This is a genomic window from Pseudomonas sp. SWRI50 (genome assembly GCF_014269095.1).
In the GTDB taxonomy this organism is placed as follows: Bacteria; Pseudomonadota; Gammaproteobacteria; order Pseudomonadales; family Pseudomonadaceae; genus Aquipseudomonas; species Aquipseudomonas kermanshahensis.
On the sequence record NZ_JABWRW010000023.1, the window covers coordinates 20,867 to 45,891 of the forward strand.

General features: G+C 63.7%; 16 protein-coding genes and 1 pseudogene. 9 read left to right on the forward strand and 8 right to left on the reverse strand.

Annotated features, from left to right (window positions below):
- Positions 1 to 8: 8 nt before the first annotated feature.
- The 6 genes from HU750_RS21195 to HU750_RS21220 form a co-directional block, all read right to left on the reverse strand.
- Positions 9 to 776 (reverse strand): SDR family NAD(P)-dependent oxidoreductase, encoded by a 768-nt coding sequence (locus HU750_RS21195; protein WP_186682187.1) that lies wholly within the window; start codon positions 774 to 776, stop codon positions 9 to 11.
- A gap of 12 nt (positions 777 to 788) precedes the next feature.
- Positions 789 to 2,435, reverse strand: a complete 1,647-nt coding sequence (locus HU750_RS21200) for an acyl-CoA synthetase (protein WP_186682189.1) — start codon at positions 2,433 to 2,435, stop codon at positions 789 to 791.
- Between the two features lie 89 nt (positions 2,436 to 2,524).
- Positions 2,525 to 7,081 carry an NEL-type E3 ubiquitin ligase domain-containing protein gene (locus HU750_RS21205; protein ID WP_186682191.1) on the reverse strand — a complete coding sequence of 1,519 codons (4,557 nt, stop codon included), beginning with the start codon at positions 7,079 to 7,081 and terminating at the stop codon, positions 2,525 to 2,527.
- Positions 7,082 to 7,193: 112 nt separating this feature from the next.
- A complete protein-coding gene (locus tag HU750_RS21210) occupies positions 7,194 to 11,666 on the reverse strand; it encodes an NEL-type E3 ubiquitin ligase domain-containing protein (RefSeq protein WP_186682193.1) in 4,473 nt (1,490 codons plus the stop codon).
- A gap of 72 nt (positions 11,667 to 11,738) precedes the next feature.
- Complete coding sequence (locus HU750_RS21215; protein ID WP_186682195.1) at positions 11,739 to 12,773, reverse strand: AraC family transcriptional regulator; 1,035 nt, start codon at positions 12,771 to 12,773, stop codon at positions 11,739 to 11,741.
- A 64-nt stretch (positions 12,774 to 12,837) separates the two neighbouring features.
- Entirely contained in the window at positions 12,838 to 13,701 is an 864-nt protein-coding gene (locus HU750_RS21220; protein ID WP_186682197.1) for a LysR substrate-binding domain-containing protein, read from the reverse strand.
- A gap of 134 nt (positions 13,702 to 13,835) precedes the next feature.
- On the opposite strand from HU750_RS21220, the gene HU750_RS21225 reads away from it, so the two are divergent.
- The 3 genes and pseudogenes from HU750_RS21225 to HU750_RS21235 all read left to right on the forward strand — a co-directional run bounded on the left by HU750_RS21225 (position 13,836) and on the right by HU750_RS21235 (position 16,470).
- Positions 13,836 to 14,942: a 2-aminoethylphosphonate--pyruvate transaminase gene (locus tag HU750_RS21225; RefSeq protein WP_186682199.1), complete on the forward strand. Its 1,107-nt coding sequence runs from the start codon at positions 13,836 to 13,838 to the stop codon at positions 14,940 to 14,942.
- Positions 14,943 to 14,976: 34 nt separating this feature from the next.
- Positions 14,977 to 15,804 carry a phosphonoacetaldehyde hydrolase gene (gene phnX, locus HU750_RS21230; protein ID WP_027596561.1) on the forward strand — a complete coding sequence of 276 codons (828 nt, stop codon included), beginning with the start codon at positions 14,977 to 14,979 and terminating at the stop codon, positions 15,802 to 15,804.
- Between the two features lie 211 nt (positions 15,805 to 16,015).
- Positions 16,016 to 16,470 (forward strand): annotated as a pseudogene (locus tag HU750_RS21235) (REP-associated tyrosine transposase).
- A 121-nt stretch (positions 16,471 to 16,591) separates the two neighbouring features.
- Here HU750_RS21235 and HU750_RS21240 read toward each other — a convergent pair.
- Positions 16,592 to 17,656 carry an AI-2E family transporter gene (locus HU750_RS21240; protein ID WP_027596563.1) on the reverse strand — a complete coding sequence of 355 codons (1,065 nt, stop codon included), beginning with the start codon at positions 17,654 to 17,656 and terminating at the stop codon, positions 16,592 to 16,594.
- 130 nt (positions 17,657 to 17,786) lie between these two features.
- Here HU750_RS21240 and trhP point away from each other — a divergent pair, with 130 nt between their 5' ends.
- The 6 genes from trhP (at position 17,787) to HU750_RS21270 (ending at position 23,707) form a co-directional block, all read left to right on the forward strand.
- Entirely contained in the window at positions 17,787 to 19,121 is a 1,335-nt protein-coding gene (gene trhP / locus HU750_RS21245) for a prephenate-dependent tRNA uridine(34) hydroxylase TrhP (protein WP_186682201.1), read from the forward strand.
- Between the two features lie 81 nt (positions 19,122 to 19,202).
- The gene (locus HU750_RS21250) at positions 19,203 to 20,891 is read left to right on the forward strand and encodes a copper resistance system multicopper oxidase (protein WP_514132427.1); all 1,689 of its coding nucleotides are present in this window, start codon (positions 19,203 to 19,205) and stop codon (positions 20,889 to 20,891) included.
- Entirely contained in the window at positions 20,884 to 21,753 is an 870-nt protein-coding gene (locus HU750_RS21255; protein WP_186682205.1) for a copper resistance protein B, read from the forward strand. Before HU750_RS21250 ends, HU750_RS21255 begins: the two co-directional genes overlap by 8 nt.
- A 14-nt stretch (positions 21,754 to 21,767) precedes the next feature.
- Positions 21,768 to 22,196 carry a DUF411 domain-containing protein gene (locus tag HU750_RS21260; protein ID WP_186682206.1) on the forward strand — a complete coding sequence of 143 codons (429 nt, stop codon included), beginning with the start codon at positions 21,768 to 21,770 and terminating at the stop codon, positions 22,194 to 22,196.
- The gene (locus HU750_RS21265; RefSeq protein ID WP_186682207.1) at positions 22,196 to 22,633 is read left to right on the forward strand and encodes a YqaA family protein; all 438 of its coding nucleotides are present in this window, start codon (positions 22,196 to 22,198) and stop codon (positions 22,631 to 22,633) included. Before HU750_RS21260 ends, HU750_RS21265 begins: the two co-directional genes overlap by 1 nt.
- 75 nt (positions 22,634 to 22,708) lie before the next feature.
- Positions 22,709 to 23,707 (forward strand): alpha/beta fold hydrolase, encoded by a 999-nt coding sequence (locus HU750_RS21270; protein WP_099453418.1) that lies wholly within the window; start codon positions 22,709 to 22,711, stop codon positions 23,705 to 23,707.
- Between the two features lie 83 nt (positions 23,708 to 23,790).
- Here the strand turns inward: HU750_RS21270 and zapE are convergent, their stop codons facing one another.
- Entirely contained in the window at positions 23,791 to 24,897 is a 1,107-nt protein-coding gene (zapE, locus tag HU750_RS21275) for a cell division protein ZapE (protein ID WP_186682208.1), read from the reverse strand.
- Positions 24,898 to 25,025 lie beyond the last annotated feature (128 nt).

Consider the following 25,025-nt stretch of genomic DNA (forward strand, 5'->3'; position numbering starts at 1 on the left):
ATTACTCCTTACTTGGCAGCCATGCGCAGCGCGCCGTCGAGGCGGATCACCTCGCCGTTGAGCATGCTGTTCTCGATGATGTGGCGGGCCAGTGCAGCGTATTCCTGAGGGCGGCCCAGGCGCGGCGGGAACGGCACCCCGGCGGCCAGCGAGTCACGCACTTCCTGGGTCATGCCGGCCATCATCGGGGTTTCGAAAATGCCCGGGGCGATGGTCATCACGCGGATGCCGAAACGCGCCAGCTCACGGGCCGTTGGCAGGGTGAGGCTGGCGATGGCACCCTTGGATGCCGCGTACGCAGCTTGGCCGATCTGCCCGTCATAAGCAGCGATAGAGGCGGTATTGATGATCACCCCGCGCTCGCCACTCTCATCCGCCGGCCCCTCGGCCATCGCTGCTGCAGTCAAGCGCAGCAGGTTGAAGCTGCCAATCAGGTTGACGTTGATGACCTTGGCGAAACTGGCCAGGCCATGCGGGCCTTGTTTGCCCAGGACTTTCTCGGCGCCGACGATACCGGCGCAGTTGACCAGCCCATGCAGGCTGCCAAAAGCGCTGACGGCGGCGTCGACCGCAGCCTTGGCGGCCTGCTCGTCGCTGATGTCGGCGACCGAAAAGCGGGCGTTGTCGCCCAGTTCACACGCCTTGGCTTCGACCGCCTGAGCATTGAGGTCGACCAGCATGACCTTAGCACCGGCCTCGATCAGCATCTGTGCGGTGGCGGCACCCAGCCCGGATGCGGCGCCACTGACGATAAAGTGTTTGTTGGCTATTTGCATGGTGTCGTTCCTTTAGGCACTGGCGTGAGCGGCCAGTTGGGCCTGTTGTTTGGCGATTTCCTGGTTGCGCAGGATGAAGCGTTGCAGCTTGCCGCTCGGGGTCTTGGGCAGCTCGCTGACGAATTCGATTTCGCGGGGGTAGGCGTGGGCGTACAAGCGCTTGCGCACGTGCTGGCGCAGGGTTTCTTCCAGCTCGGGGGTGCCTTCCACGCCTTTGGCCAGGACGACGAACGCTTTGATCAGCTCGGTGCGTTCAGGGTCGGGCTTGCCGACCACCGCCGCCTCGACCACCGCCGGGTGCTCGATCAGCGCGCTCTCCACGTCGAAAGGGCCAACCCGGTAGCCGGAGGTGGTGATCACGTCGTCGCTGCGGCCCACAAAGCTGATGCTGCCATCGGCATTGAGTTCGACCGTGTCGCCGCTGAGGTAATACTTGCCGACGAAGGCTTTGGTCGGCACGCCGTGGTAGCCACCAAACCAGCACAACGGCGACTGCTCGCGGTCCACGGCCAGGATGCCGGGCTGGCCAGGCGGCAGCTCCGCGCCCTGCTCGTCCAGCACCACGATGCGGTGCCCGGGGATGGCGAAGCCGGCAGACCCCAGGTGCACCGGGTGCTCCAGGCCATGGTGATTGCACAACACCATGCCCAGTTCGGTCTGCCCATAATGGTCGTGGATGGTTACCCCAAGCTCGTCGGCGAACCAGCGGATCACCTCTGGGTTGAGCGGCTCGCCGGCGCTGCTGACCACCCGCAGGCGGCCTTTGATCGGTGCCGAAAATTCGCTGCCTGCCGCGATCAACAGGCGGTACGCGGTTGGCGAACCGGCCAGGTTGGTAATGCCGAACTTGTCGATGATCCGCGCGCAGCTTTCCACGCTGAACGGGCCATCGTAGAACGTCGTGGCATGGCCCAGCGCCAGCGGGCCGGTGACGGCGTAGTAAAGCCCATAGGCCCAGCCCGGGTCGGCCAGGTTCCAGAAGTTGTCTTTCGGCCGCAGGTCGATGGCGTCGCGCATGTAACCCTGGAAGGCGACGATCGCGCGCAGCGGCACTTCGAGGGGTTTGGCCGGGCCAGTGGTGCCGGAAGTGAACATCAACAGGAAAGGGTCATCGCCCGTGCGCATGACCGGCGGGCAGTGCTCAGCGGCGCCGTCCAGGCTCTGCTGGAAGTCCAGCTCGCCGGCGCGGGCGTGCACACTGATGATCGTCGGGCAACCGTGCACCTCATCCAGCTTGGCGCGGTTCTGGCTGTCGGTGACCACCACCTTGGCCCCGGACTGCTCCAGTCGATGCTCGATGGCCTTGGGCCCGAACGCAGTAAACAGCGGCTGATAGACAGCACCCAGGCGCCACGTGGCAAGGATGGTCACCAGCAGCTGTGGAGTACGCGGCATCAGGCCGGCAACGCGGTCTCCCACTTTTACACCCTGCGCCTTGAGCACGTTGGCAAAACGCGCGGCCTGCTCGCACAGCGTATCGAATGTGAACGGCTGGCTTTCGCCGTCGCGGTTCACCCACAGCAGGGCGAGCTTGTCGCTGCCCACATGGCGGTCGCAGCATTCGACGCAGGCGTTGAGCGCAGACAGATCGCCCTGCAGGGCATCAGCGGCGGCCTGGGCATGGTCGAAAACACGAGCGGCCTCGGCGTAGTTACGCATCATCAGACTCCTGGCTTTTTATTGTTGGAGTGCACCCGTTATCTGACGATGGTGTCGCTACACCTGCCGCTCGGCAATGGCCTAATTGCTCAATCGTGATGAGCGGTTTGGCCTGAGGGCTGTTCGCTCAAGGCCTTGCGCGTCAGGCGCAGGATCAGCCGCCGTTCAGCCTCATCGTATGCATGCTGGATCTGCCTCCCACGCGCCTCGTCCAGCGGGCTTTCTGCCTCCATTTGCTCATCGAACGGTTGTCTGATCTGGACGAACTCATCGTCATGGCGTGCACGCAGGTATTTGACCCAGAAATCCCGATCACTGATGTAATTCACCAGTGCATCGGTACTTTCCGCCCAGCGCACTGAAGCCGCGGCACTGTCGAGCTGCTGCTGGTTGACGCCGCCCAGTGCCTCGAACTGCATGGTTTTTGGCTGACCCGGCAGGCTCAACACACGCGCCAGGCCAATGCGGTAAGCCAAGCTGACCTCAATCTCATCCACGCTGTCACGGGCGCGCTGTGCCGCATCAGCCTCTGCCAACCCGGCGCCGCGCAACCTGTCCTCCTCCAGCGCCACGCGCCGCTCGATGTCCAAGCGTGCCTGTGCCTCGACTTGATCCAGTCGGAACAAGCCTGTGGCCAGTTCAAGCAAGGCGCTTTGCTGTGCTGGTTCCCCTTCGGCGCGCATCGCCTGCGCCACCATCACCCCCACCTCCTGCGCACTGAAACACGAGATCACGCTGTCCACACAGCCACGTGAAGAGGCCGTTTCAAACAGTTCATCACGCAGGGCAGCATCCTCGCTGGCCGCCGCGATCACCGTCCATACCCGGCGCGCCAGGTCCTGTGGTTCGCGCCGGAAGTCGCTGGTCAGGGTCAACGCCCTCAGCAAACTGAAAAACTCAGAGCTTTCATCGAGGGCCTGCAATGCATCCCATTGCAGTTCACGGCCAGCCCTGGCGGGCCCATCCAACTGCCCCAGCCATTGCGCCCGGGCTTGCGCAAAGTTCTCGGCAGGCTCAGGCGGTAGGGCCGGCAGAGGGTCGACGGCGTGAAAACGTTCACGGTCGGCCAGTGCCAGCGGGTTGTTCTCCAGCAGTACCGCCCGACGACGCTGCAAGGGCATGGCGAACAGGCTTTGCCGCACGTGCGCGATGCGGTTGTCACGCAGGTTGGCCGACTCCAGCTGTACACAACGCTCAAGCCCGACGGGTACGGTCTGCAGGTTGGTCCGCCGCACGTTCAGCACCCTGAGGTGTGCCAACTCACCCAATTGCAGGCTGACGCCGCCCAAGCGGTTGAAGCTCAGGTCCAGCGTGTCCAACTGCGACAACTCGCTCAGGCTGGTCGCTAGCGCCTCGGTCATGCGGATGCGGTTGTGTGACACACGCAGGCTGGTCAACTGGTTCAACTCGGCGATCTCCGCTGGCAGCGTAGTCAGGGCATTGTTGCTGAGGTTGAGTAATCGCAGCCCCCTGAAGCAGCGCAGAAAACCTTGGGGTAGCGTCTGCAGGCGCAGGCCGATCAAACTCAGGTCGGTGACATGCCCGAACTGCGTGCCGACAGGCAATGTGGGCAAGCTCCCGACCTCAATCCCGACCAGGCTCAAGCGCCGATACTCCCGACTCGCGCCTTGGGCATCGATGCGCAGCCCTTCCAGACGCCAACTGCGGCGCAACATGCTGGCCACATGATGACGCGCGCCACGCACGTTGCCGGGCGGCACGTCCAACACCCAGGCATGCAGAGCCCGGTCCATTCCCATATATTCCCTATATAGCCGGATCATCGCGGCATAGGCGGTCTCCGGCGATTCGAGCAATACCGACACGTAGCGGTCCACTTCCAGTGTGCGGAAAGACGGGAACAAATCCCCCACCGCGCCGACTAGGTCTTGCCGGAGCGAATCAGGCAGTTCATCACGCCCATTGAGCAGGTACCCGATGCGCCCATCGGCAAGCCTTCGCAAAGGACTGCGCCCAGGTTTGATGTCGCGCAACCCTATGAGTTCGGCCTGCGCCTGACGCTCGCGAGGTAGCCAGCTACGCAGCGCATTGCGGATTTGCTCAGGGGCCTGGCTGCCATCCCAGGTCAGGCGAGCAAGATCACGAGGGGCCAGGTGCCTGGCCAACACGTCGGCGATATCGACAGGGTCGCGCAGGTGGATATCCCGTTCACGCCCCTGCGCGTCATAGCACTTGAAGCCACCTGGGCGCTTCACCAGCACGGTGCTGACATATGCCGAGCTCTTGCCCGGGTGCAACTGCGCCAACAACCGACCGACATCTGAGCCTTCACGCAATTCCAGGTCGACCGCCCCGCTCAGGTTGGCCTGCTGGCGCAATAGCGCAAACACCAGTTTGACCGTATCGGGGTGATAACTGCCTTTGAGGTAAAGGCCTTCACGCATGCGCGTCAGCCGCGCCATTTGCAAATGCTCACGGGCCCTTTCAGCAACAGGTAAGGGGATGCGGTCTTCCCTGAGCATCCACGCGCGCTCGGTGTCAGTTGCCGACCTGAGCACATCGAGCGCATAGGCGTCGGGCAGACCGCTGAAGTCCCTCTGGATCAACTGCAACAAAGGGTCTGTCGCCAGGTATTGGCGCGAGAGATGCTCCAGCAGTTGCTCCCTGAGCTCTGCCGCTCTATCCAGCAGTTCCAGGCGCTGCTCTTCCAATGACAACGTCTCGATGCGCAAGCTGTCCATGCACCACTGCCACAGCGGGGCGTCTGCCGGCTGACCTTCGGCCAATTGCGTGAAGAACGCCTCGATTCTAGCCTCCACGGCGAACCGTTCGACCGTGTCACGCAATGCCACCGGTAACGGCCGTGCCTCCACCAACAGCCCGCGCAGATGCTCCTGGTCGACATCGGCCACCTTGAGGATCTGCCCGATACGTTGCTCGCTCAGCGCTGCCGCTGGCGGCCAAAGGCGACCCAACAGCAGGCCTTCCCCTTGCCACGCCAGTGGTCGCTCGCTCGGCAAGCGCCAGCTGCGCTCGCCGTTAAACTCGAGTATAGGGCCGAAGCTTGCCTGGCGTTGCGGGTGACAGAGTTGCCAGCCACTGCGGCCAAGCACGGGCCTGACCTGGTAGTAGGTATCGCCGTTACGCCACCAGCGCCCTTCCCCTTTGGCGAGCAAACCGTTCTCCAGCGCCAGCAGGTCGGTGGGCGGCGCCTTGTCCTCATAATGGCTGATATCCCCGTCCCATAGCCGCGGCGCTCCCCCATCGTTGAGTATCGGCAGCAATTGATCGACCTGCGCGCTGCGGGTGAAGCCTCGGGCGACCACGGTAGTGCCGCCAACCAAGGCAGCGCTGACCACCACCGTTTCGGCGACGCCCAGCAGGTGCTCGATGGCTTCATGGCGATGCCCTTGATGCCAGTCCTCGACCCCCTCACACACATCCTTCAGCGTTTGGCCAATCATGTCGGCCGCCAGCACCTCACCGATCACGGGTACGAACAGGCCGGCCAGGTTGAGCAGGCCCATGCCTATCGCCTCCAGCGTTCGCAAGCGTTGGGCACTGACGCGGGCATCGACCTGGGCAGTGGGCACCGCGATAAACCGTGCGTTGTCACGGATCCGCTGCACCTGCTGTGCAGCCAAGGTCGCGAACAGCGCCTCATGGATCTCCTCGCAAGCACACTGGGCATCGGTGTGCGCATCGGCCAGACGCTTGCCCAAGGTATTGAGGTATTCAGGGCGGTCGGCTAACGCGATGCGCTGGCTAAATGCCCGCTGATAGCCGGGCTCACGCAAACGCCTGCCAAGGTCCAGGCTAGCCTCGCGCCACGTGCCATAGGCACGCAGCGACTGCTCATGATCGTCTGGCAGATACAAGATGACACCCGTCACGACGCGGGAAGACTTTGAGCCGTACAACGGGGCCACATCCAGCCGCTCGAATGCCATGGCACCCTCTACTCGGCAATCCAGCACAGTCAACGCGCCTACATAGGCGCGGTTGCTGCGAGCATGAGTCGGCGGCTTGCCTTGCACGATCCGCCGCAGCATCGCCAAGTCATCGTCCGGCAACTGCGCTTTCAACGTCGCGATTTCGATAGCCAGGACTAGCTGCAAGCGCTTGTCATCGGCAATCAGGGCCATACAGTCGGCATCAAGCAGCGTGTCGAGGTGCTCCTGGTACTGCTTGCCAATATCCAGCGCTCGACAGGTCTCGACCAGCATCTCACCCGAGGTGGTCAACACTTCCTCCGCCTCGCCCGTCGCAGAATCGTATGGGTACACCAGCCCAGTATCTGGATAAAACGACTCACCGGCCTTGAAGTTCTGCATAAGTCTCTGCAATGCCGGCAGGCGCACGAAGTAGGGTTCGAACTGCTGGGCTGGCAGATCGTTGACTTTCTTGAAACGCTGCTCTCGCCATTGCGCCTTGGCCAGCGCGATATCCACTGCCATGGCGACGCGCAACCGCTCTTCCAGCAACGCGGTGGCGAACGTGTCGATTGGCTGCAGCCGGGCAAACGTCTGCTGAATCTTCTGCTGGCTCTGCATGTGCTCATCAAAGCTGCTGCGCAGGGCCAGCAACTGTTCGTGATCAGCGTTTTTCAGCCAATCAGGCAGCGTTTGCGCGATGAACGCGTCGGTTGCCTGTTGCCGTGGGAGGTCTGGGGTCGTATCGGTCATGGTGTCGATCACAGTGGTGGATGAGCCGCTAACTCTGCGGCCCACCACCGCCTGCCTGAACCCGGAAAACCGCCCCTGCAGGCTGGTTCAAGGGTTGATAGCGCAACTCGCGTTAGCCCTGGCGGGCCAGGCTGGTCCTCAGCTCGAAGCGCGTCAGTGCCACGCTGTGACGCTGCATGGCAGACTCATGCTCGATCTCCAGGTTCTCCAGGGCTTGCGCACGCACTGGCGCAGGTGCGTCTGGCTGCTCGGCATGAAACCGGCGGACCCGCTCACCATGAGCATGCTCCAAGGCGAGAAAATCTTCCGCGTGCTGGCTACGCAAGTAGCGCTGCCAGAAGCCGCGTTGGCTCAAGTCTTCGGCAAACGTCTCGATATCGCCCACCCGTTCGATACGTTGCCTGGCATCCTCTATCGACGCCTCACTGACACCCAGCGCCTCGGCATTACGCAGGGTTTGGGGTTGGCCAGGCAGGCTCAGGGCCTCCCTCAGCCTGACGCGATAGAGCAAGTCAATGTCCCGGACATCGACATCGGCCAAGCCCATTAACGCAGGGTCAGCCAGCCGGGCGTTTTCCCGTGCCTCATTCACTTGAGCGGCCGTCTGCCGTGCAAACAGGCTCAGGAAGTCCAAACGGAACAGGCTGAGCCCCAAACCGATATGCTCATTGACCCGCTCGAGACGATGGGCATTTGCCTGAGCGCGCGCCTGCAAGCTGTGCAGTTGCATCCGTGTGAACACATCCACTGCCCGTCTCTCGCCAGACGGCGTGTCGACAGCCTGCTCGAATACTGCATTGCGCAGCGTGTCATTGAGGCGCATCTCCTCCAGCAGCGCCCACACCTGACCGGCTATGTGCGGGCGTGCCAGCTCATAATCAGAGGCATGTTCCAATTGCCCCAGCAATTGAATGAAAGCGTCGCTGTTGCGATGCATGGCCATGGCTGCCCATGCCAAGGCTCGCTCGTCCTGCAGTGGCTCAGGCGAGGCCTGAAGCCATAAGTCGCGCACGTACGCGGGGTCCACAGTGGCCTCCAGCACCTCGGGTATCGTTTCGGGGGCGTAAAGGGCCATGACTTGGCGGTTGCTCAAGCGGTTGCGCCCCACCAGGAACACCTGGCGGAAGGCTTGCGGCATCTGCAGTGTTTCATCAGCCACCGCGCTGAGCTGATTGTCACGCAGGTCCACCACCTGCAGGTTCTGGCACAGCTCGATGTACTGCGGCCAGATACCCAACCGGCAGTGGCGCAGGTTCAGATGCATCAGTTGCTGCAGCCGATTGAAGCGCAAGTGCAGCGCCCCCAGCGGGTTGTAGCTCAGGTCCAGCCGTGTCAGTTCGGCCAGCCCGGCAAGTGTCTCGACAGCCGACGCATTCAGACGGATCACGTTGCGCGCCAGCCGCAGTGTCCGCAACTGAGGCAGGTAGCTGAGCCCGGGCGGAATACTCAACAACCGGTTACCACTGAGGTTCAGGTAGTGCACGTGGGTGAAGCTGTGCAAAAAGTCACTCGGCACACTACTGATGGCGGTGTCGTTAATGACCAGCGACGTCACGAAGCGAAAGTGCACGTGCCCTGGCAGTGCCGGCAGGCTGGCCAGTTCGCCGAAGCCCAGTGACAAGCGCTCCCCTTGTCCACGCCAGGCACGGAGCACCCGATCGGCGATCAACTGCCGACTGGCCCGCCTGCTATTGCTGAACTCTGCGGATACCCAATGGTTGACCGCCCGATTCAATTGCTCATGGTCATCCTGCAAACCTGCCAGCCGTGCAAACGGCATGTCCTCGCCCTGCAGCAGGTGCTCCAGTTCCTGGTTCAGCTGGTTGTCGTCCAGACCCGGGAAAAGCCGGCGCAAGCCGGTGAGCAAGGTTTGCCGCGAAGTCTGTACCACCGCACCCCGGCCGCTGAGCAAATAGCCCACGCGGCCATCGGCCAGGCGCTGGCCCGGATTGAACCAGCGCTGTTGCGGCGTCCATCCAAGCAGTGCCACACAATCCTGGTGTGAGGCTGGCAACTGTGCTCGCAGCTTTTCTCTCAAGGCCAGGGCCGGGTCATCCCCTTCAATGCCGAGTGCTTGCAATTGGGCTGACGACAACGCCGCGACCAGGGCTTCGAAAACCGTGGCAGGCACCGGGTGGGGCTGTGCCAGGGCTTGCCCTTGCGCATCGTACAGCTGGAAATACCGATTGATGCGAACCAACTGAACACGCGCCGTTCCCTGGCCCTCGGGAACAAAGCTGGCCACCAGCCGACCCTGCGGCGTCGCCTCGCGCACCTCCAGCGCGAGGCCAGCGGGCCACGCTGGCAGCTTGCGCAGCAAGGCGACGGCAAGCTCATCGGTTTCGCTGCAACTGGCACTGGCCAGGTAGAAACCTTCGATGGCTCGGGTCAGGCGTGCGGCGCGCAGCAGCGCTCGCGCTTTGCTCGCCAGTGGCAGTGGTAACCGCTGCTCGCGACGGGCAATGGCGTATTCGACTGCACTGCAATCTTTCAGCACCTCAGGGATGTAACCCTTCGGCAATCCTGGGAACTCGCGCAACACCAGGCCGGCCACTGAGGCGGCGGAGCGCGGGGCGTAGGCCAAATGTTCGAACGCCCGCCAGCGCATGGCCGGCAGCTGTAGCAGCAACCTGTCGCGCAGGCCAGCCGAAGGGCCTGCGACTTCACGCTGCGCGCTTAGCCAAGTCAGCAGCTCTTCATCGCGGGGCAGGTGCGTTTCGTTGCCTAAGTGGCGGACGAAAGCCTCGATGCGTGCGTCCGCAGCAAAACGGCGCAGCGTGTCGGCGAGGGTGATGGGGGCCGCACGGTTCTCCACCAGCACACCGCGTAATTCATCCTGGTCGATACCGGCCACCTTCAGGATCTGCTCGGCCGTCTGCCTGTCGACGGGCGGATCCTGTGGCCACAGGCAATCGAGCATGCGGGCGCTGTCGTCCCACGCCAGTGGCTGGTCGAGCTGCAAGCGCCAGCCGCGCTCGCCGTTGTGCACCAGCGCCGGCCCATAGGCACTGTCGTCCAGCGGATGGCGCAAGCGCCAAGAGCCGTTGGCCACAGGGCGATGCACTTCGTAATAACGGGCCTGCAAACGCAGCCAGCGGCGCTTGCCCGCGCCATACAGGCCATCAGACTGCAGGCTTCGGTCTTCAGGGGTTGTTTCATAAGGGGCCAGGTCGTTGTTCCACAGCCGCACCTGCTGCGTGCCCAAGGCGACGGGTTCGAGCTTGTCAACGAACACACTGCGCACCACCGCCACCCCGGCGACCGTCGCGCCGGTGAGCGCCACCACTTCGGCGACGCTGAGAAAATGCTGCAGCGCCTCATGCTGATGGCCCCGCGACCAATCCCTGACGCCCTCGAACACCTCGGACAAGGTCTGTACCACCAGTTGCCCCAACAGCAACGCCCCCACTGCTGGCACGAACAGCCCGGCCAAGTTGACCACGCCGATGCCCAGCGCCTTCCACATCTGCAAGCTATGCTCGGTTGCCGCTTTGTCGACGTCGACGGTGGGCACCAGCAGCAACCGGGCATCGGCCTTCGCCTGTAGCACCTGCAGCCTGGCCAACGTCAGAAAGGCGTCCTCGACCATTTCACCCCGTGTCAGCGACAGGTCCGGTTGCGTGTCCTGCAAGCGCAAGCCGAGTGTCTGCGTAAACCCAGGACGCTGCTTCAGGCTCACTTGTTGCGCCAGCGCCTGGCGAAAGCCCGCTTGCTGCAACTCGACGGCAAGCGTCTGCTGCATCTCGGCCATCGACACGTAGCGGCGCAAGGCGTTATGCGAATCGCCAGGCAGGTACAGCAGCACGCCCTGGCTGACGTTGGCGGGTGTACGTAGCTCAATCAGCAAGGTATTGGAAAGTGTCTGCCCGAGCATCTCGAGCGTGCTGACAAAGTGAGGTTTGGGCTGCCCATAGGTATTCGGGGAAAACGCCGCAACATCGCGCAGGGCTGCATGCTCCCACGCGGTGAGGTGCCCTTTTAGCGCAGCAAGCTCGACAGCCAGGCTGAAGCCGTTGCGTTTGTCCGCGGCAAGCAGGTTCAGGTTTTGCGGGTTATAGACCTGGTCTAGTTCATCCTGATAGCGCCTGCCCACGTCCAGTTGCCGACAGCGGTCAATAAACGCGTCATCGGCCTCCACCAGCAGGGAGGTGCTCCCTTCAAAGCCAAGGCCCTTGCTCAACAGAAAATCAGCGCCGGTTTGCAAGCCCTGCATCAGGCGGGCCAACGCGGGTTCGTAGGTGTACTTGCGGGGGTAGGCAAACCTGTTCAAATCCGGCTGGGCTGCGTTGGTCACTTTGATCCAAAACAAATCTGCCAATCGCACACCTGGGGGCAAGGTGTCCGGCAGCAGCGTTTGAAAATGCGTTTCGGCAAATTGCCGCAGCGGGGGCAAGCCACCGATTGCGTCGTGCAGTAACTGCTGGCTTTTCTTGTGCTCACTGAAAAGGCTGCGCAGCGCATTGATCTGCGAGGGTGTGGCGCGCTTTAGCCAGTCGGGTAACTGGCCCTTGATGAAGTCATCCGTTGCAGTCGACAGCTTCGCTTGCACGGCAGGCAATTGCTGAGTGGCAGTTGGCGTGGGCATGGCGGTTCCAGTGGTAGGCGATGGGCCGTACATGCTTGTGCCTGCATGCCCTTCCCATCAGCTGGAAACGCTTCAATCGCCCCGAGCTCCGCCAAGGCCTTCTGCCTGGATCAGCGCCCGGTAGTGCCCCGGATTACAACCAAACCATTTGCGAAAGGCCTTGTAGAACGAACTGCTGTCGGCAAACCCCAGCCCCTCGGCGATCTCGCCCAGGGCCGGCTCCGTTTGCGCCAGCCAGGCGATGGCCAACTCACGGCGGGCGCTGTCCTTGAGCCGCTGATAAGTCTGGCCCTCGTCGGCCAAGCGACGCCGCAGGGTCGCGCCAGACAGGCACAAGTCGTGGGCAAGGCTTTCGGCATCCGGCCATTGCGCCGGGTCAAGGGCCAGCAGTTGGCCACGGATACGCCGGGCCAGGCTGGCCGGGTCGCGGTACTTGACCAGGATGTTGCCCGGCGCCTCGGCCAGAAAACGCTGCAATTCCTGCGGTGTGCGCTTAAGCGGCAGGTCCAGGCAGTCGGCCGCAATGATGATGCGCGATCGCGGGCGTTCGAACTGCAGGTTCTCCGAGAACATTACCCGGTAATCGTCACAGAACGGCGGCTCGGCGCAGCGCAGGTCGATGGCCAGGATCGGAATGCGCCGCCCCGCCAGCCAACACGCGACGCCGTGCACGATCATCCAGAAGGTAAAATAGGTAAAGGCCCGGCGCGGTTGCTCACGCGGCTCGTTGATGACGATTTCGGCCAGGCTTTGCTGGCGCACCAGGCTTGGCTGCAAGTCTTCGAGCATCAGCGACAGAAACCCCATGGCAATTTCAAGGCCAGCCCCGAGCGTAGGCTGCGCCATGGCCGCACGCGTCAGAAACGCCAGGCTGCCCACCGGCAGCCCGCGTGGGTCCATGGCGAAAAACTCGTCGTTGCAGCGGCGCGCCAGCAGCCGCCACAGCCGCGCATAGGCATCGGCAGAGACGCGTGCCTGGGGCAACTCGAGCTGCGTCGGGTCGATACCGGCACGCTGCAGCACGCCGACATCGGGCTGCCCGGCCGGGCAGGTCTGCAACAGGGCTTCACGCACCAGTTGCATGGAGATGGTGTCTTTATCGCTCATCGGCCATCCAGGTGGGTCTATGCCGGCCATCTTAGGCCGGGGCAGGAAAAACGCCAGCGTCGCCTCACAGGTTGGCCGCCAACCCCAGAAACGCCTGGATCAACCGCAGTTCGCGGCGCCGCTCCAGGCAGCCGATCATGTGTTGATTGACCAGGCCGTCTCCCGCCAGCGGCCGCGCCACCACGCGCGGGTCATGGGCCACCTCGGTCGACGACACCACGCCAACCCCCAGTTCCGACGCCACCGCCTCGGTCACCGCTTCACGGCTGTCGAGCTCCAGCAGCACACGGGGCTGCACCCCGGCAGCGGCACAGGCCTTGTCGAACGTACGGCGGGTGGTCGAACTGGGCTCGCGCAGCACCATGATCTGCTGATTCAGCGCGGTCAACGGCAAGTCGCCTTCACCGTTCGCCCACGCATGCCCCGCTGGCAGCAACGCGCACAGCCGCGACTCGCACAGGCTTTGCAGGTACAGGCCCTTGCGCGGTTCGATTTCGGTCAGCACCGCGACATCGGCGTGCTCGGACAACAGCGCGGCCAAGGTTTCCTGGGCATTGCCCAAGCGCAGGTTGACGGTGATGCCCGGGTAGCGCTCGCGCAATTGGGCGAGCATCGGCATCACGCGGTGCGGGCCGTCCGCCGCCACCTCCAGGCGCCCCGTCAGCAACTGCCGGTTGGCCTCGAGCATCGCCTGGGCTTCTTCGGCCAGGCCGAACATCGCCCGGGTGATGGCCGCCAGCCGCGTGCCCTCCTCGGTCAGTTCCACCCGCCGTGCCGTGCGCCTGAGCAGGGTGATCTGGTAGTGCTCCTCCAGCGCCTTGACGTGCCCGGTCACAGCCGGCTGGCTGATGAACAGCCGCGCGGCGGCACGGGTAAAGCTGCCCTCACGGGCGACGGCATCGAAAGCGCGGAGCTGGAACAGGTTCATGTTTATCGGCCTGACTTATGGCTGGCATAACAACAAACAATTTGATTGATAGCTTAGCCAATTGCAACCTAGCCCCCGTAGTTTCAGCGCCAGATTTTTCGGCTGACCACCCGCCGCTTGTGAGGAACCACGGAATGAGCAACGCACCCATCCTGCTGACCCCCGGCCCCCTGACCACGTCGCTGCGCACCCGCCAAGCCATGCTGGTGGACTGGGGCTCCTGGGACAACGACTTCAACCAACTCACCGCCAGCGTCTGCGAGCAACTGCTGGCGATCATCGACGGCAGCGTCAGCCACCACTGCGTCCCCCTGCAAGGCAGCGGTACCTTCGCCGTGGAAGCCGCCATCGGCACCTTGGTACCCCGCAATGGCAAGGTGCTGGTGCTGATCAACGGCGCCTATGGGCAACGCCTGGCGAAAATCTGCAAGGTGCTGGGCCGCACCTACAGCACCTTCGAAACCGCCGAAGACCAACCGACCACCGCCGCCGATGTCGACCGCCTGCTGGCCGCCGACCCAGCCGTCACCCACGTGGCGTTGATCCACTGCGAAACCAGCACCGGCATCCTCAACCCACTGGCCGAGATCGCCCAGGTGATCAAGCGCCACGGCAAGCGCCTGATCATCGACGCCATGAGCTCGTTCGGCGCACTGCCGATCGATGCCCGCGAGGTCCCCTTCGACGCACTGATCGCGGCCTCGGGCAAGTGCCTGGAAGGCGTGCCGGGGATGGGCTTCGTCTTCGCCGAAAAAACCGCCCTGGCCGCCGCCGAAGGCAATGCCCACTCGCTGGCCATGGACCTGCATGACCAGCACGCCTACATGGCCAAGACCGGCCAGTGGCGCTTCACCCCACCTACCCACGTGGTCGCGGCGCTGCATGAAGCGCTGCAGCAGTACAACGAAGAAGGCGGCCTGCCCGCGCGCCACCAGCGCTACGCCGACAACTGCAAGGCCCTGCTCGACGGCATGGCCGCCCTCGGCCTGCGCAGCTTCCTGCCGGCCGATATCCAGGCGCCGATCATCGTCACCTTCCATGCCCCGAACGATGCCCGCTACCAGTTCAAAGACTTCTACGAGCGAGTCAAGGCCAAGGGCTTCATCCTTTACCCCGGCAAGCTGACCCAGGTCGAGACCTTCCGCGTCGGCTGCATCGGCGTGGTCGGGCCTGATGGCATGCAGGCTGCAGTCAACGCCGTGGCCGAAGTGCTGCGGGAAATGGAAGTGCTGGACATCTGACCCTTTGCCCACCCCAATTCAGGAAATAGCGCACATGAACTACAGCAACCCTACCCAGCTGCAAGCCGCCATCCTCGACTGGGCCGGCACCGTGGTCGACTTCGGCTCGTTCGCCCCCACCCAGATCTTCGTCGAAGCCTTTGCCGAGTTCGACGTCCAGGTGTCCATCGAAGAAGCCCGAGGCCCGATGGGCATGGGCAAGTGGGACCACATCCGCACCCTGTGTAACGTGCCGGAAATCGCCGAACGCTACCGCAAGGTGTTCGGCCGCACACCCACCGACGATGACGTCACGGCCATCTACAACCGCTTCATGCCGCTGCAGATCGAGAAGATCGCCGTGCACTCGGCGCTTATCCCCGGCGCCCTGGACACCCTCACCGGCCTGCGCCAGGACGGCCTGAAGATCGGCTCGTGCTCGGGCTACCCGAAGGTGGTGATGGATAAAGTGGTGGAACTTGCCGCCCAAAACGGCTATGTCGCCGACCATGTGGTGGCCACCGACGAAACCCCGAACGGCCGCCCCTGGCCGGCCCAGGCCCTGGCCAACGTGATTGCCCTGGGCATCGATGACGTGGCCGCCTGCGTGAAGGTCGATGACACCGTACCGGGCATCCTCGAAGGCCGCCGTGCAGGCATGTGGACGGTGGCACTGGTGTGCTCCGGCAACGCCCTGGGGCTGACCTGGGAAGGCTACCGCGCGTTGAGTGCCGAGAAACTGGAGCGCGAGCGCACGCGCATTCACGCGCTGTTCGCCAGCTCCCGCCCGCACTACCTGATCGACACCATCAATGAGCTGCCCGAAGTGATTGCCGACATCAACCGGCGCCTGGCCAAGGGCGAGATGCCGCAAGCATCCTGACCCGACCCAAACGGGGCTGCCTTGCAGCCCAATCGCCGGCAAGCCGGCTCCCACAAAAAATGCTCAGTGCTCAAGGCCAGCGCTATCCCTGTGGGGGCTTGCCGGCGATGGGAGCGGCGTCCATTAAATTTGAAATACTGGGTCTCAATTCAGCCCGCACCAACAGCCCACTGTCACTAGCCTGATGAGCAAACCATCAGGAATAGGCAACATGGACAGTCCTCGCTCTAGCCAATTGAGACTCGGTCGGTTTTCAGAGCCCAACCGGTTATACCTACTAACCAGCACAACGCTACACAGAGCCCCGCTTCTGAATGAGCTTCAGTCTGCCCGCTTGCTGGTCGCTCAGTTGCGCCAGGCGCAGGACGAAGGCGCAGCTCAATCTCTGGCATGGGTGGTGATGCCTGACCATTTTCATTGGCTGGTTGAGCTGGGGCCGGTGAGCCTGAAAACCCTGATGCGCCGGGTGAAGTCACGTAGCACGCTGGCGATCAACAGACTGCAAGGACGCAGTGGGCGGCTCTGGCAGAAAGGCTTTCATGATCGAGCCTTGCGAAGGGAGGAGAATGTGCAGGCAGTGCACGTTACATCGTCTTGAACCCTAAGCGGGCGGGTTTGGTAGAGCGAATTGGGGATTACTCACACTGGGATGCGATCTGGCTGTAATCAACCCCAGTTGCAGCCTGTTCAGGCCTCATCGCCGGCAAGCCACAGGATCTGTGCAGACGCCAAGGTTAGCGCCGCACCTGTGGGAGCCGGCTTGCCGGCGATGGGCTGCAAAGCAGCCCTACTGCGGCAACTGCACCTGCGGCTTGGTGGCTACAAAAATCGCCCAGCTCGACACGAACAAGGCGGCGATCAAGGGCCCGATCACAAACCCGTTGAGCCCGAACACCGCCAACCCACCCAATGTGGACACCAGAATCAGGTAATCCGGCATGCGCGTGTCCTTGCCCACCAGAATCGGGCGCAGCACGTTGTCCACCAGGCCGATCACCAGCACCCCAAATGCCGTGAGGATCACCCCCGGCAGAATCGCCCCGCTCAATAGGAAATACGCCGCCACCGGCGCCCACACGATCCCCGCCCCCACCGCTGGCAGCAGCGACAGAAACGCCATCATCACCGCCCACACCAACGCACTGGGGATATCCAGCACCCAGAATATGAAGCCGCCAAGCGCGCCCTGGGTAATGGCAACCAACACGTTGCCCTTGACCGTTGCTCGCACCACGCGGTTGAACTTCAGCTGCAAGCGGCGCTTCTGGTGTTCGGGCAGGGGCACCGCAAGGCGTACGCGGCGCGCGACTTCCGCACCCTCGCGCAGGAAAAAGAACAGCAGGTAAACCATGATGCCGAAGCTCACCAGAAACTCGAACGTGCCCTGCCCAAAGCTGTAGGCCTGGCTGGCCAACGCCTGGCTGCCTTGGGTGGCCCATTTGGTGATCTTCTCGCGCAGCCCTTCCAGGTTGCCGATGCCCAAGCTGTCCAGGCCGTGCTGCACGAACCCCGGCAGCATGTTCATGCCATGCTCGACGTAGCCGGCAATGTCCAATTGCCCACTCTCGATGCGCTGGTACAACGTCGCCCCCTCCTGCACCAACAAGGCACTGGTGATGATCACAGGCAATACAGCCACCACCAGGCAAATCAACAGCGTCGTGGCGGCGGCAAGGTTGCGCCGTCTGCCAAACCGTATCAGCAGGCTACGCTGCAGCGGCGCGAACAGGATGCCGAGAATCACCGCCCAGAAGATGGCCCCGTAGTAAGGCAGCAAGATCCACACGAAGGCGATGGTCACCAGTGCCAGGAGCACGGCCAAGGCTCTGTTCTGCAAAGCGGTTTCGTTCATGAAGGATCCTCAAGTGTCCTGAACGTTAGTGCGCGGCACAGGGGTAAAAGTGCCGTCGCGCCGTTGATTCAGGTCAATGCCAGCAAAACCGCCAAGCCTTAGCATCCAGGCCTTTTGCCCCGGTGCGCACATGACCCCTCCCGCCAAGCCCGAACTGCTGGCCCCCGCTGGCACCCTCAAGACAATGCGCTACGCCTTCGCCTACGGCGCCGACGCCGTCTATGCCGGCCAACCACGCTACAGCCTGCGGGTGCGCAACAACGAATTCGACCACGCCAACCTGGCGCTGGGCATCCAGGAGGCTCATGCCCTGGGCAAGCGTTTCTACGTGGTAATCAACATCGCCCCGCACAATGCCAAGCTGAAAACCTTCCTCAAGGACCTCGCACCGGTGATCGCGATGGCGCCGGATGCGCTGATCATGTCCGACCCCGGCCTGATCATGCTGGTGCGCCAGCACTACCCACAGATGCCGGTGCATTTGTCGGTGCAGGCCAACACCGTCAACTGGGCGAGCGTGCAGTTCTGGCAACAGCTGGGGCTGAGCCGGGTGATCCTGTCGCGAGAGCTGTCGCTCGAAGAGATTGAAGACATCCGCCACCACGTGCCGGACATGGAACTGGAAGTGTTCGTCCACGGTGCCCTGTGCATGGCCTACTCTGGCCGCTGCCTGCTGTCGGGCTACCTCAACAAGCGTGACGCCAACCAAGGCACCTGCACCAATGCTTGCCGCTGGAAGTACGACGCCACGCCGGCCAGCGAGGATGCTACCGGCGACATCGTGCGCGAAGTGCAACCGACCCTGGGGCTCGGTGCCCCAACCGATCAGGTCTTCCTGCTGCAGGAAAGCAACCGCCCAGAGGAAGCGATGCCGGCGTTCGAGGACGAGCACGGCACCTACATCATGAACGCCAAGGACCTGCGCGCCATCCAGCACGTCGAACGGCTGGCCAGCATGGGCGTGCACTCGCTGAAAATCGAAGGCCGCACCAAGTCGCACTTCTACTGCGCCCGCGCGGTGCAGTCCTACCGCCAGGCCATCGACGACGCCGTGGCAGGCCGGCCTTTCGACCGCGCCCTGATGGGCAACCTCGAATCCCTGGCGCAGCGCGGCTACACCGAAGGCTTCCTGCGCCGGCATGTGCACGATGAGTACCAGAACTACCAGCGTGGCAACTCGGTGTCTGACCGCCAGCAGTTCGTCGGCGAACTGACCGGCGCGCGTGTGGACGGCCTGGCTGAGATCAAGGTCAAGAACCGCTTCGCCGTGGGCGACCACTTGGAGCTGATGACCCCGCGCGGCAACTACCATTTCGACCTGCACCGCCTGTGCGACCGCCAGCAGCAGGCCATCGAGGTAGCTCCGGGTGACGGCCATGTGGTGTACCTGCCGATTCCGGAGCAGGTCCCGCTGGAGTACGGCCTGCTGATGCGTGACCTGCGCCACGACGAGGCCGCCGCCTGACAACGCTGTAATGCGCAGCTCAGCTGGCTGACAGCCAGCAACGGCCAACATCAAGGCTCTCTCGCATGAGGCCACGCCATGTTGCGCAACCCCTCCCGCCGTACCTTCGTCAAAGGCCTGGGCGCCGCCACTACGCTGGCGGGCCTGGGGCTTTGGCGGCCACTGGCCCAGGCCGCCGACGGCCGCGACCTGGCCGGCCAGCACTTCGAGCTGTCGGTCGGCCAGACCGCAGTCAACATCACCGGCCGCCCGCGCACCGCCCTGACCGTCAACGACAGCCTACCCGGCCCGCTGCTGCGCTGGCGCGAAGGTGACACCGTCAGCCTGCGCGTGCGTAACCGCCTCGCCCAAAGCACCTCGATCCATTGGCATGGCATCCTCCTGCCGGCCAACATGGACGGTGTGCCAGGCCTGAGCTTTGCCGGTATCGAGCCCGGCGGCGACTACCTTTACCAGTTCACCCTGCGCCAAAGCGGCACCTACTGGTACCACAGCCATTCCGGGCTGCAGGAGCAGGCCGGGGTGTATGGGGCGATCGTGATCGAACCCCGCGAACCCGAGGCGCATCAGTACCAGCGTGACCATGTGCTGCTGTTCAGCGACTGGTCGGACCAGCCCCCTGAACAGCTCTTGGCGACCCTGAAAAAACAGTCCGACGCCTTCAACTATCACAAACGCACGCTCGGCGATTTCATCGATGACGTGGCCGCCAATGGCTGGAGCACCACCGTCGCCGAACGCATGAGCTGGGCGCGCATGCGCATGAGCCCCACGGACCTGGCCGATGTCAGCGCAGCTACCTACACCTACTTGCTCAATGGCCAACCACCGGATGGCAACTTCACCTGCCTGTTTCAGCCGGGCGAAACCGTGCGCCTGCGACTGATTAACGCCTCGGCCATGACCTATTTCGACTTCCGCATCCCCGGCCTGACACTGACCGTGATCGCCGCCGACGGCCTGCCGGTGACACCCGTGAGCGTGGACGAACTGCGCATCGCCGTGGCCGAAACCTACGACGTGCTGGTGACCGTCGGCGACCTGCCCGCCTACACACTGTATGCCCAGAGCATGGACCGCAGTGGCTACGCGCGCGGCACCCTGGCCCGCGCCAACGGCCTGCAGGCCCCCGTGCCGCAACCCGACCCGCGCCCCGTACTGAGCATGGCCGACATGGGCCACAGCGCCATGGCAGGCATGGACCACAGCAACATGGCAGGCATGGACCATTCCAGCATGGCCACCCTGCAGCAACACCCACCCAGCGAAACCGGCAACCCACTGGTGGACATGCAGACCATGGCCCCACAGCCCAACCTCGCCGACCCAGGCATCGGCCTGCGCGGCAACGGCAGGCGCGTGCTGACCTACGCCGACCTGCGCAGCCCTTACCCCGACCCGGATGGCCGCGAACCCTCACGCGACATCGAGCTGCACCTGACCGGCCACATGGAGCGCTTTGCCTGGTCGTTCGACGGGGTCAAGTTCAGCGATGCCGAACCGTTGCGCCTGGCCTATGGCGAGCGGGTGCGCATCACCTTGGTCAACGACACCATGATGACCCACCCCATCCACCTGCATGGCATGTGGAGCGACCTGGAAGACGAACAGGGGCGCTTTCTGGTGCGCAAGCACACCGTCGACATCCCGCCTGGCAGCCGCCGCAGCTACCGAGTTACTGCCGACGCCCTGGGCCGCTGGGCCTACCACTGCCATTTGCTCTACCACATGGAGACCGGCATGTTCCGCGAGGTACGCGTCGATGAATGAGCTCAATAGCCGTCGCATCGTCACCGGTGTGGCCCTGGTGGCGCTGCTCGCCAGTGAACGCGCCATGGCCGCCGGCCTGCAGCACAGGGGCCACGGCGCCATGCCCATGGACCACAGCCAGATGAACCACGCAACGCCGCCTGCGCAACCACCGCGTACGCCGCTGCCGGTGCTCAGTGACGCCGACCGTCGCGCAGCCTTTCCGCCGCTTCCAGGGCACCAGGTGCATGACCGGGCGCTGAACGGGGCGGTGATCGTCGACCAGCTTGAATACCAGCACTTCGACAGCAGCGGCGCGTTGAACTGGAACGCAAACGCCTGGGTCGGCGGCGACATCGACCGCCTGTGGCTGCGCAGCGAAGGCGAACGCGAGCAGGGCAAAACCCACAAGGCCGAACTGCAGGCACTCTGGGGCCACGCCATCAGCCCTTGGTGGGAACTGGTCGGCGGCCTGCGCCAAGACTTCAAGCCCGCCAGCGGCCAGGCCTGGGGAGCCTTCGGTATCCAGGGGACGCCGCTGTATGGCGTTGAGCTGGAGGCCACTGCCTACGTCGGCGAGCGGCAACAGACCGCGCTGCGCCTGGAAGCCGCTTACGCTATGCTGCTGACCAACCGCTGGGTACTCGAACCCACCCTGGAAGCGAACGTTTTTGGCCGCGACGATAGGCGCCGCGAGCAAGGCACGGGGCTGGCCGACAGCGAAATCGGCCTGCGCCTGCGCTATGAAATCAGCCGTGGCTTCGCGCCGTACGTCGGGGTCAGTTTCAATCGCTTGCACGGCGACCGCGCCGACCAGGCCCGCGAAGACGGCGAAGACACCGGCCAGACCCGCCTGGTGGCCGGTATCCGCCTGCGTTTCTAAAGGAGTGTTTCACCATGCTGCACAAACACCTGCTGACCCTCGGTCTGCTGGCTATCACTGGCCTGGCCCAGGCCGCCGAGGCCATCGATGTCTACCGCGACCCCAACTGCGGCTGCTGCAAGGCCTGGATCAGCCACCTGCGCAACAACGGCTTCACCGTCAACGACCACGTCGAACCGAACATGAGCGCAGTCAAGCAACGCCTGGGCGTGGCACCGCGCCTGGCGTCATGCCATACCGGGGTGATCGACGGCAAGTTCGTCGAAGGCCATGTGCCAGCCGAACAGGTCCGCTTGCTGGCCAAACGCAGCGACCTCAAGGGCCTGGCCGTCCCCGGCATGCCCATGGGCTCGCCGGGCATGGAAATGGGTGACCACAAAGACGCTTACCAGGTCATCGGTGTGACCCAGGATGGCCAGGACACCGTGGTCGCCAACTACTGATGCTCAGCGAGTGGGCGCTGTTCTTCAGCGCCTTCGGCGCCGCCACCCTGTTGCCGTTGCAATCGGAGGCCGTGCTGGTTGGTTTGCTGCTGCGCCAGCCCGACGCTTGGCCGACCTTGTTGCTGGTGGCCACCTTGGGCAATGTGCTTGGCTCAGTGGTCAACTGGGTATTGGGCCGGGCCATCGAGCACCTGCGTGACAAGCGGTGGTTCCCGTTCAGCGCCCGCCAGCTCGAACGCGCGCAACAACGCTACCAGCGCTGGGGGCAGTGGTCGCTGCTGCTGAGCTGGATGCCAGTGATCGGCGACCCGCTGACCCTGATCGCGGGGATCATGCGTGAGCCCTTCTGGCGCTTTATGCTGCTGGTGACCCTGGCCAAGGCCGGCCGTTACGCCGTGGTGGCGATGATCACCCTGGGCTGGTTTCACGCCTGGTAACACCTTTGCCGCTTCAGGCGGTCAACTGGCTGATACAGTCGCCTATTCCTACATGGCCCTACACGGAGTGCCCCCATGCTGCGCGCAACCGCCCTGGCCCTTGCCTGCCTTGTCGGCGGCCCGGCCCTTGCTGCCGAGTCGCCCACCTACGGCAAACAACTCGAAGGGTTCAGCTACCCTCACCCGCTCAAGCATTTCGACTTCAGCTCCCAGGGCCAAGCCCTGCAGATGGGCTACATGGACGTACCCGCCCAAGGCCAGGCCAATGGCCACAGCGTGGTGCTGATGCATGGCAAGAACTTCTGCGCCGCGACCTGGGAAACCACCATCAATGCCCTGAGCAAAGCCGGCTACCGGGTCATCGCCCCGGACCAGATCGGCTTCTGCACCTCAAGCAAACCTGCGTATTACCAGTACAGCTTCCAGCAATTGGCGCATAACACCCACGCCTTGCTCGACCAGCTGGGCGTAAAGCAGGCCATTGTGCTTGGCCACTCCACCGGCGGCATGCTCGCGACCCGCTATGCGCTGATGTACCCGCAGCAAGTCGAACGCCTGGCGATGGTCAACCCGATTGGCCTGGAAGACTGGAAGGCCCTGGGCGTCCCCTACCGTACGGTGGACCAGTGGTATGCACGGGAGCTCAAGCTCGATGCCGCCGGGGTGCGTGAGTATGAGCGCAAGACCTATTACGCCGGGCGCTGGAAGCCGGAGTATGAGCGCTGGGTACAGATGCTGGTGGGCCTCAACCAAGGGCCGGGGCATGAAGCAGTGGCGTGGAACTCGGCGTTGATCTACGACATGATTTTCACCCAGCCGGTGTACCACGAGTTCAAGGACCTGAAGATGCCGACCCTGTTGCTGATCGGTGATCAGGACACCACGGCCATCGGCAGCGACATCGCGCCGCCAGAGGTCAAGGCACGTTTGGGCAAATACCAGGTGCTGGGGCCGCAAGTGGCCAAGCTGATCCCCCAGGGTGAACTGGTGACGTTCGAGGGTATGGGCCACGCGCCGCAGATCGAAGAGCCGGTGCGGTTCAACCGAACGCTGATCGAGTGGTTGGGGCGCTGAGTCGGCTAGCCCCCAACCTACTGAGCGGGCGCAACTGCCTTGGGCAAAATCTAAACTTATGCGCGATCACTGTGGGAGCGGGCTTAGCCGAAGCGTTGCAACTGCATCTCGCGTAAGCGGCTCAAGGTGCGTTGATACGGGAACGCCAAGTACCCTTGGGTATAAAGCGCGTCAAGCGGCACCTGCGCCTCCAGGTACAACGCCACCCGGCGGTCGTAGCATTCGTCGACCAGGGCAATGAACCGGCGCACCGCATCGTCCTTGGGCGACAGCGCCGGCAGCTCCCGGTCTCCTGCCGCGACCCGCGCCGCGCCATCCTCAGTACCGCGGGCAATCCGCCCGGCCCGTTGCTCGCCACCTAACGCTGGTACGCCTTCCAGCAGAATCGACGGGAAACGGTCGCACAGGGCCATGAACTCCATCGCCGCCAAGGGCTGCTCGCAGAGGTCGGTGAAGCGGCACCAGATGGCGTGCTCGCTGCGCCGGATGACGTTTATCTGCCTTGAGCCAATGGCCAGCGGCTGCTCGCTGCCGGGGTCAGCCGGGCTGAGTTGGTGGAACACTTCACCCAGCACGCCGCGCTCGCCGGCCTCAGTGACCCAGTAACGTTGCCGCACAGCGCCCGGATGCAGGCGATGGTCCTGCTCGCCGGCCACCGACAACACCCGCATGTGCCGTTCAATGGCGGCAATCGCGGGTAGGAAGCGGTCACGGTTGAAGCCATCACGGTAGAGTTGGTCGGGCGGTTGGTTAGAGGTGGCGACAATCACCACGCCCTGGTCGAACAACACCTGGAACAGGCGGCCGAGGATAATCGCGTCACCGATGTCATTGACGAACAACTCGTCGAAGCACAGTACGCGAATCTCCCGGGCCAGTTCACGGGCCAGGGCCAGCAGCGGGTCGGCGGTGCCGTTGAGCTGGAACAACCGCTGGTGCACCCAGGCCATGAAATGGTGAAAGTGCTGGCGCCGGCTGGGGTGTTGCAGGCAACGGTGAAACTGGTCCATCAGCCAGGTCTTGCCCCGGCCGACAGGGCCCCAGAGGTAGACACCCTGGGTCAGGCGGCCCTGTTCGATCGCCTCGAAACAGGCTTGCAACGCATCGACTGCGTGGGCCTGGGCGGGGTCATGGACATAGCCGTGGTCGGTCAGGGCTTGTTGGTAGAGGGTCTGCGGTTGGGCGGTCATGCCGCATTATCGGTACTGGCCCCATCGTCAGCAAGCCAACGCCGCTCCTGTGTGGGAGCAGCCTTGTGCTGCGAAGAGGCCAGTGCAGGCCACAACTATCTTAAGTGTCACCACCGGCCTCTTCGCAG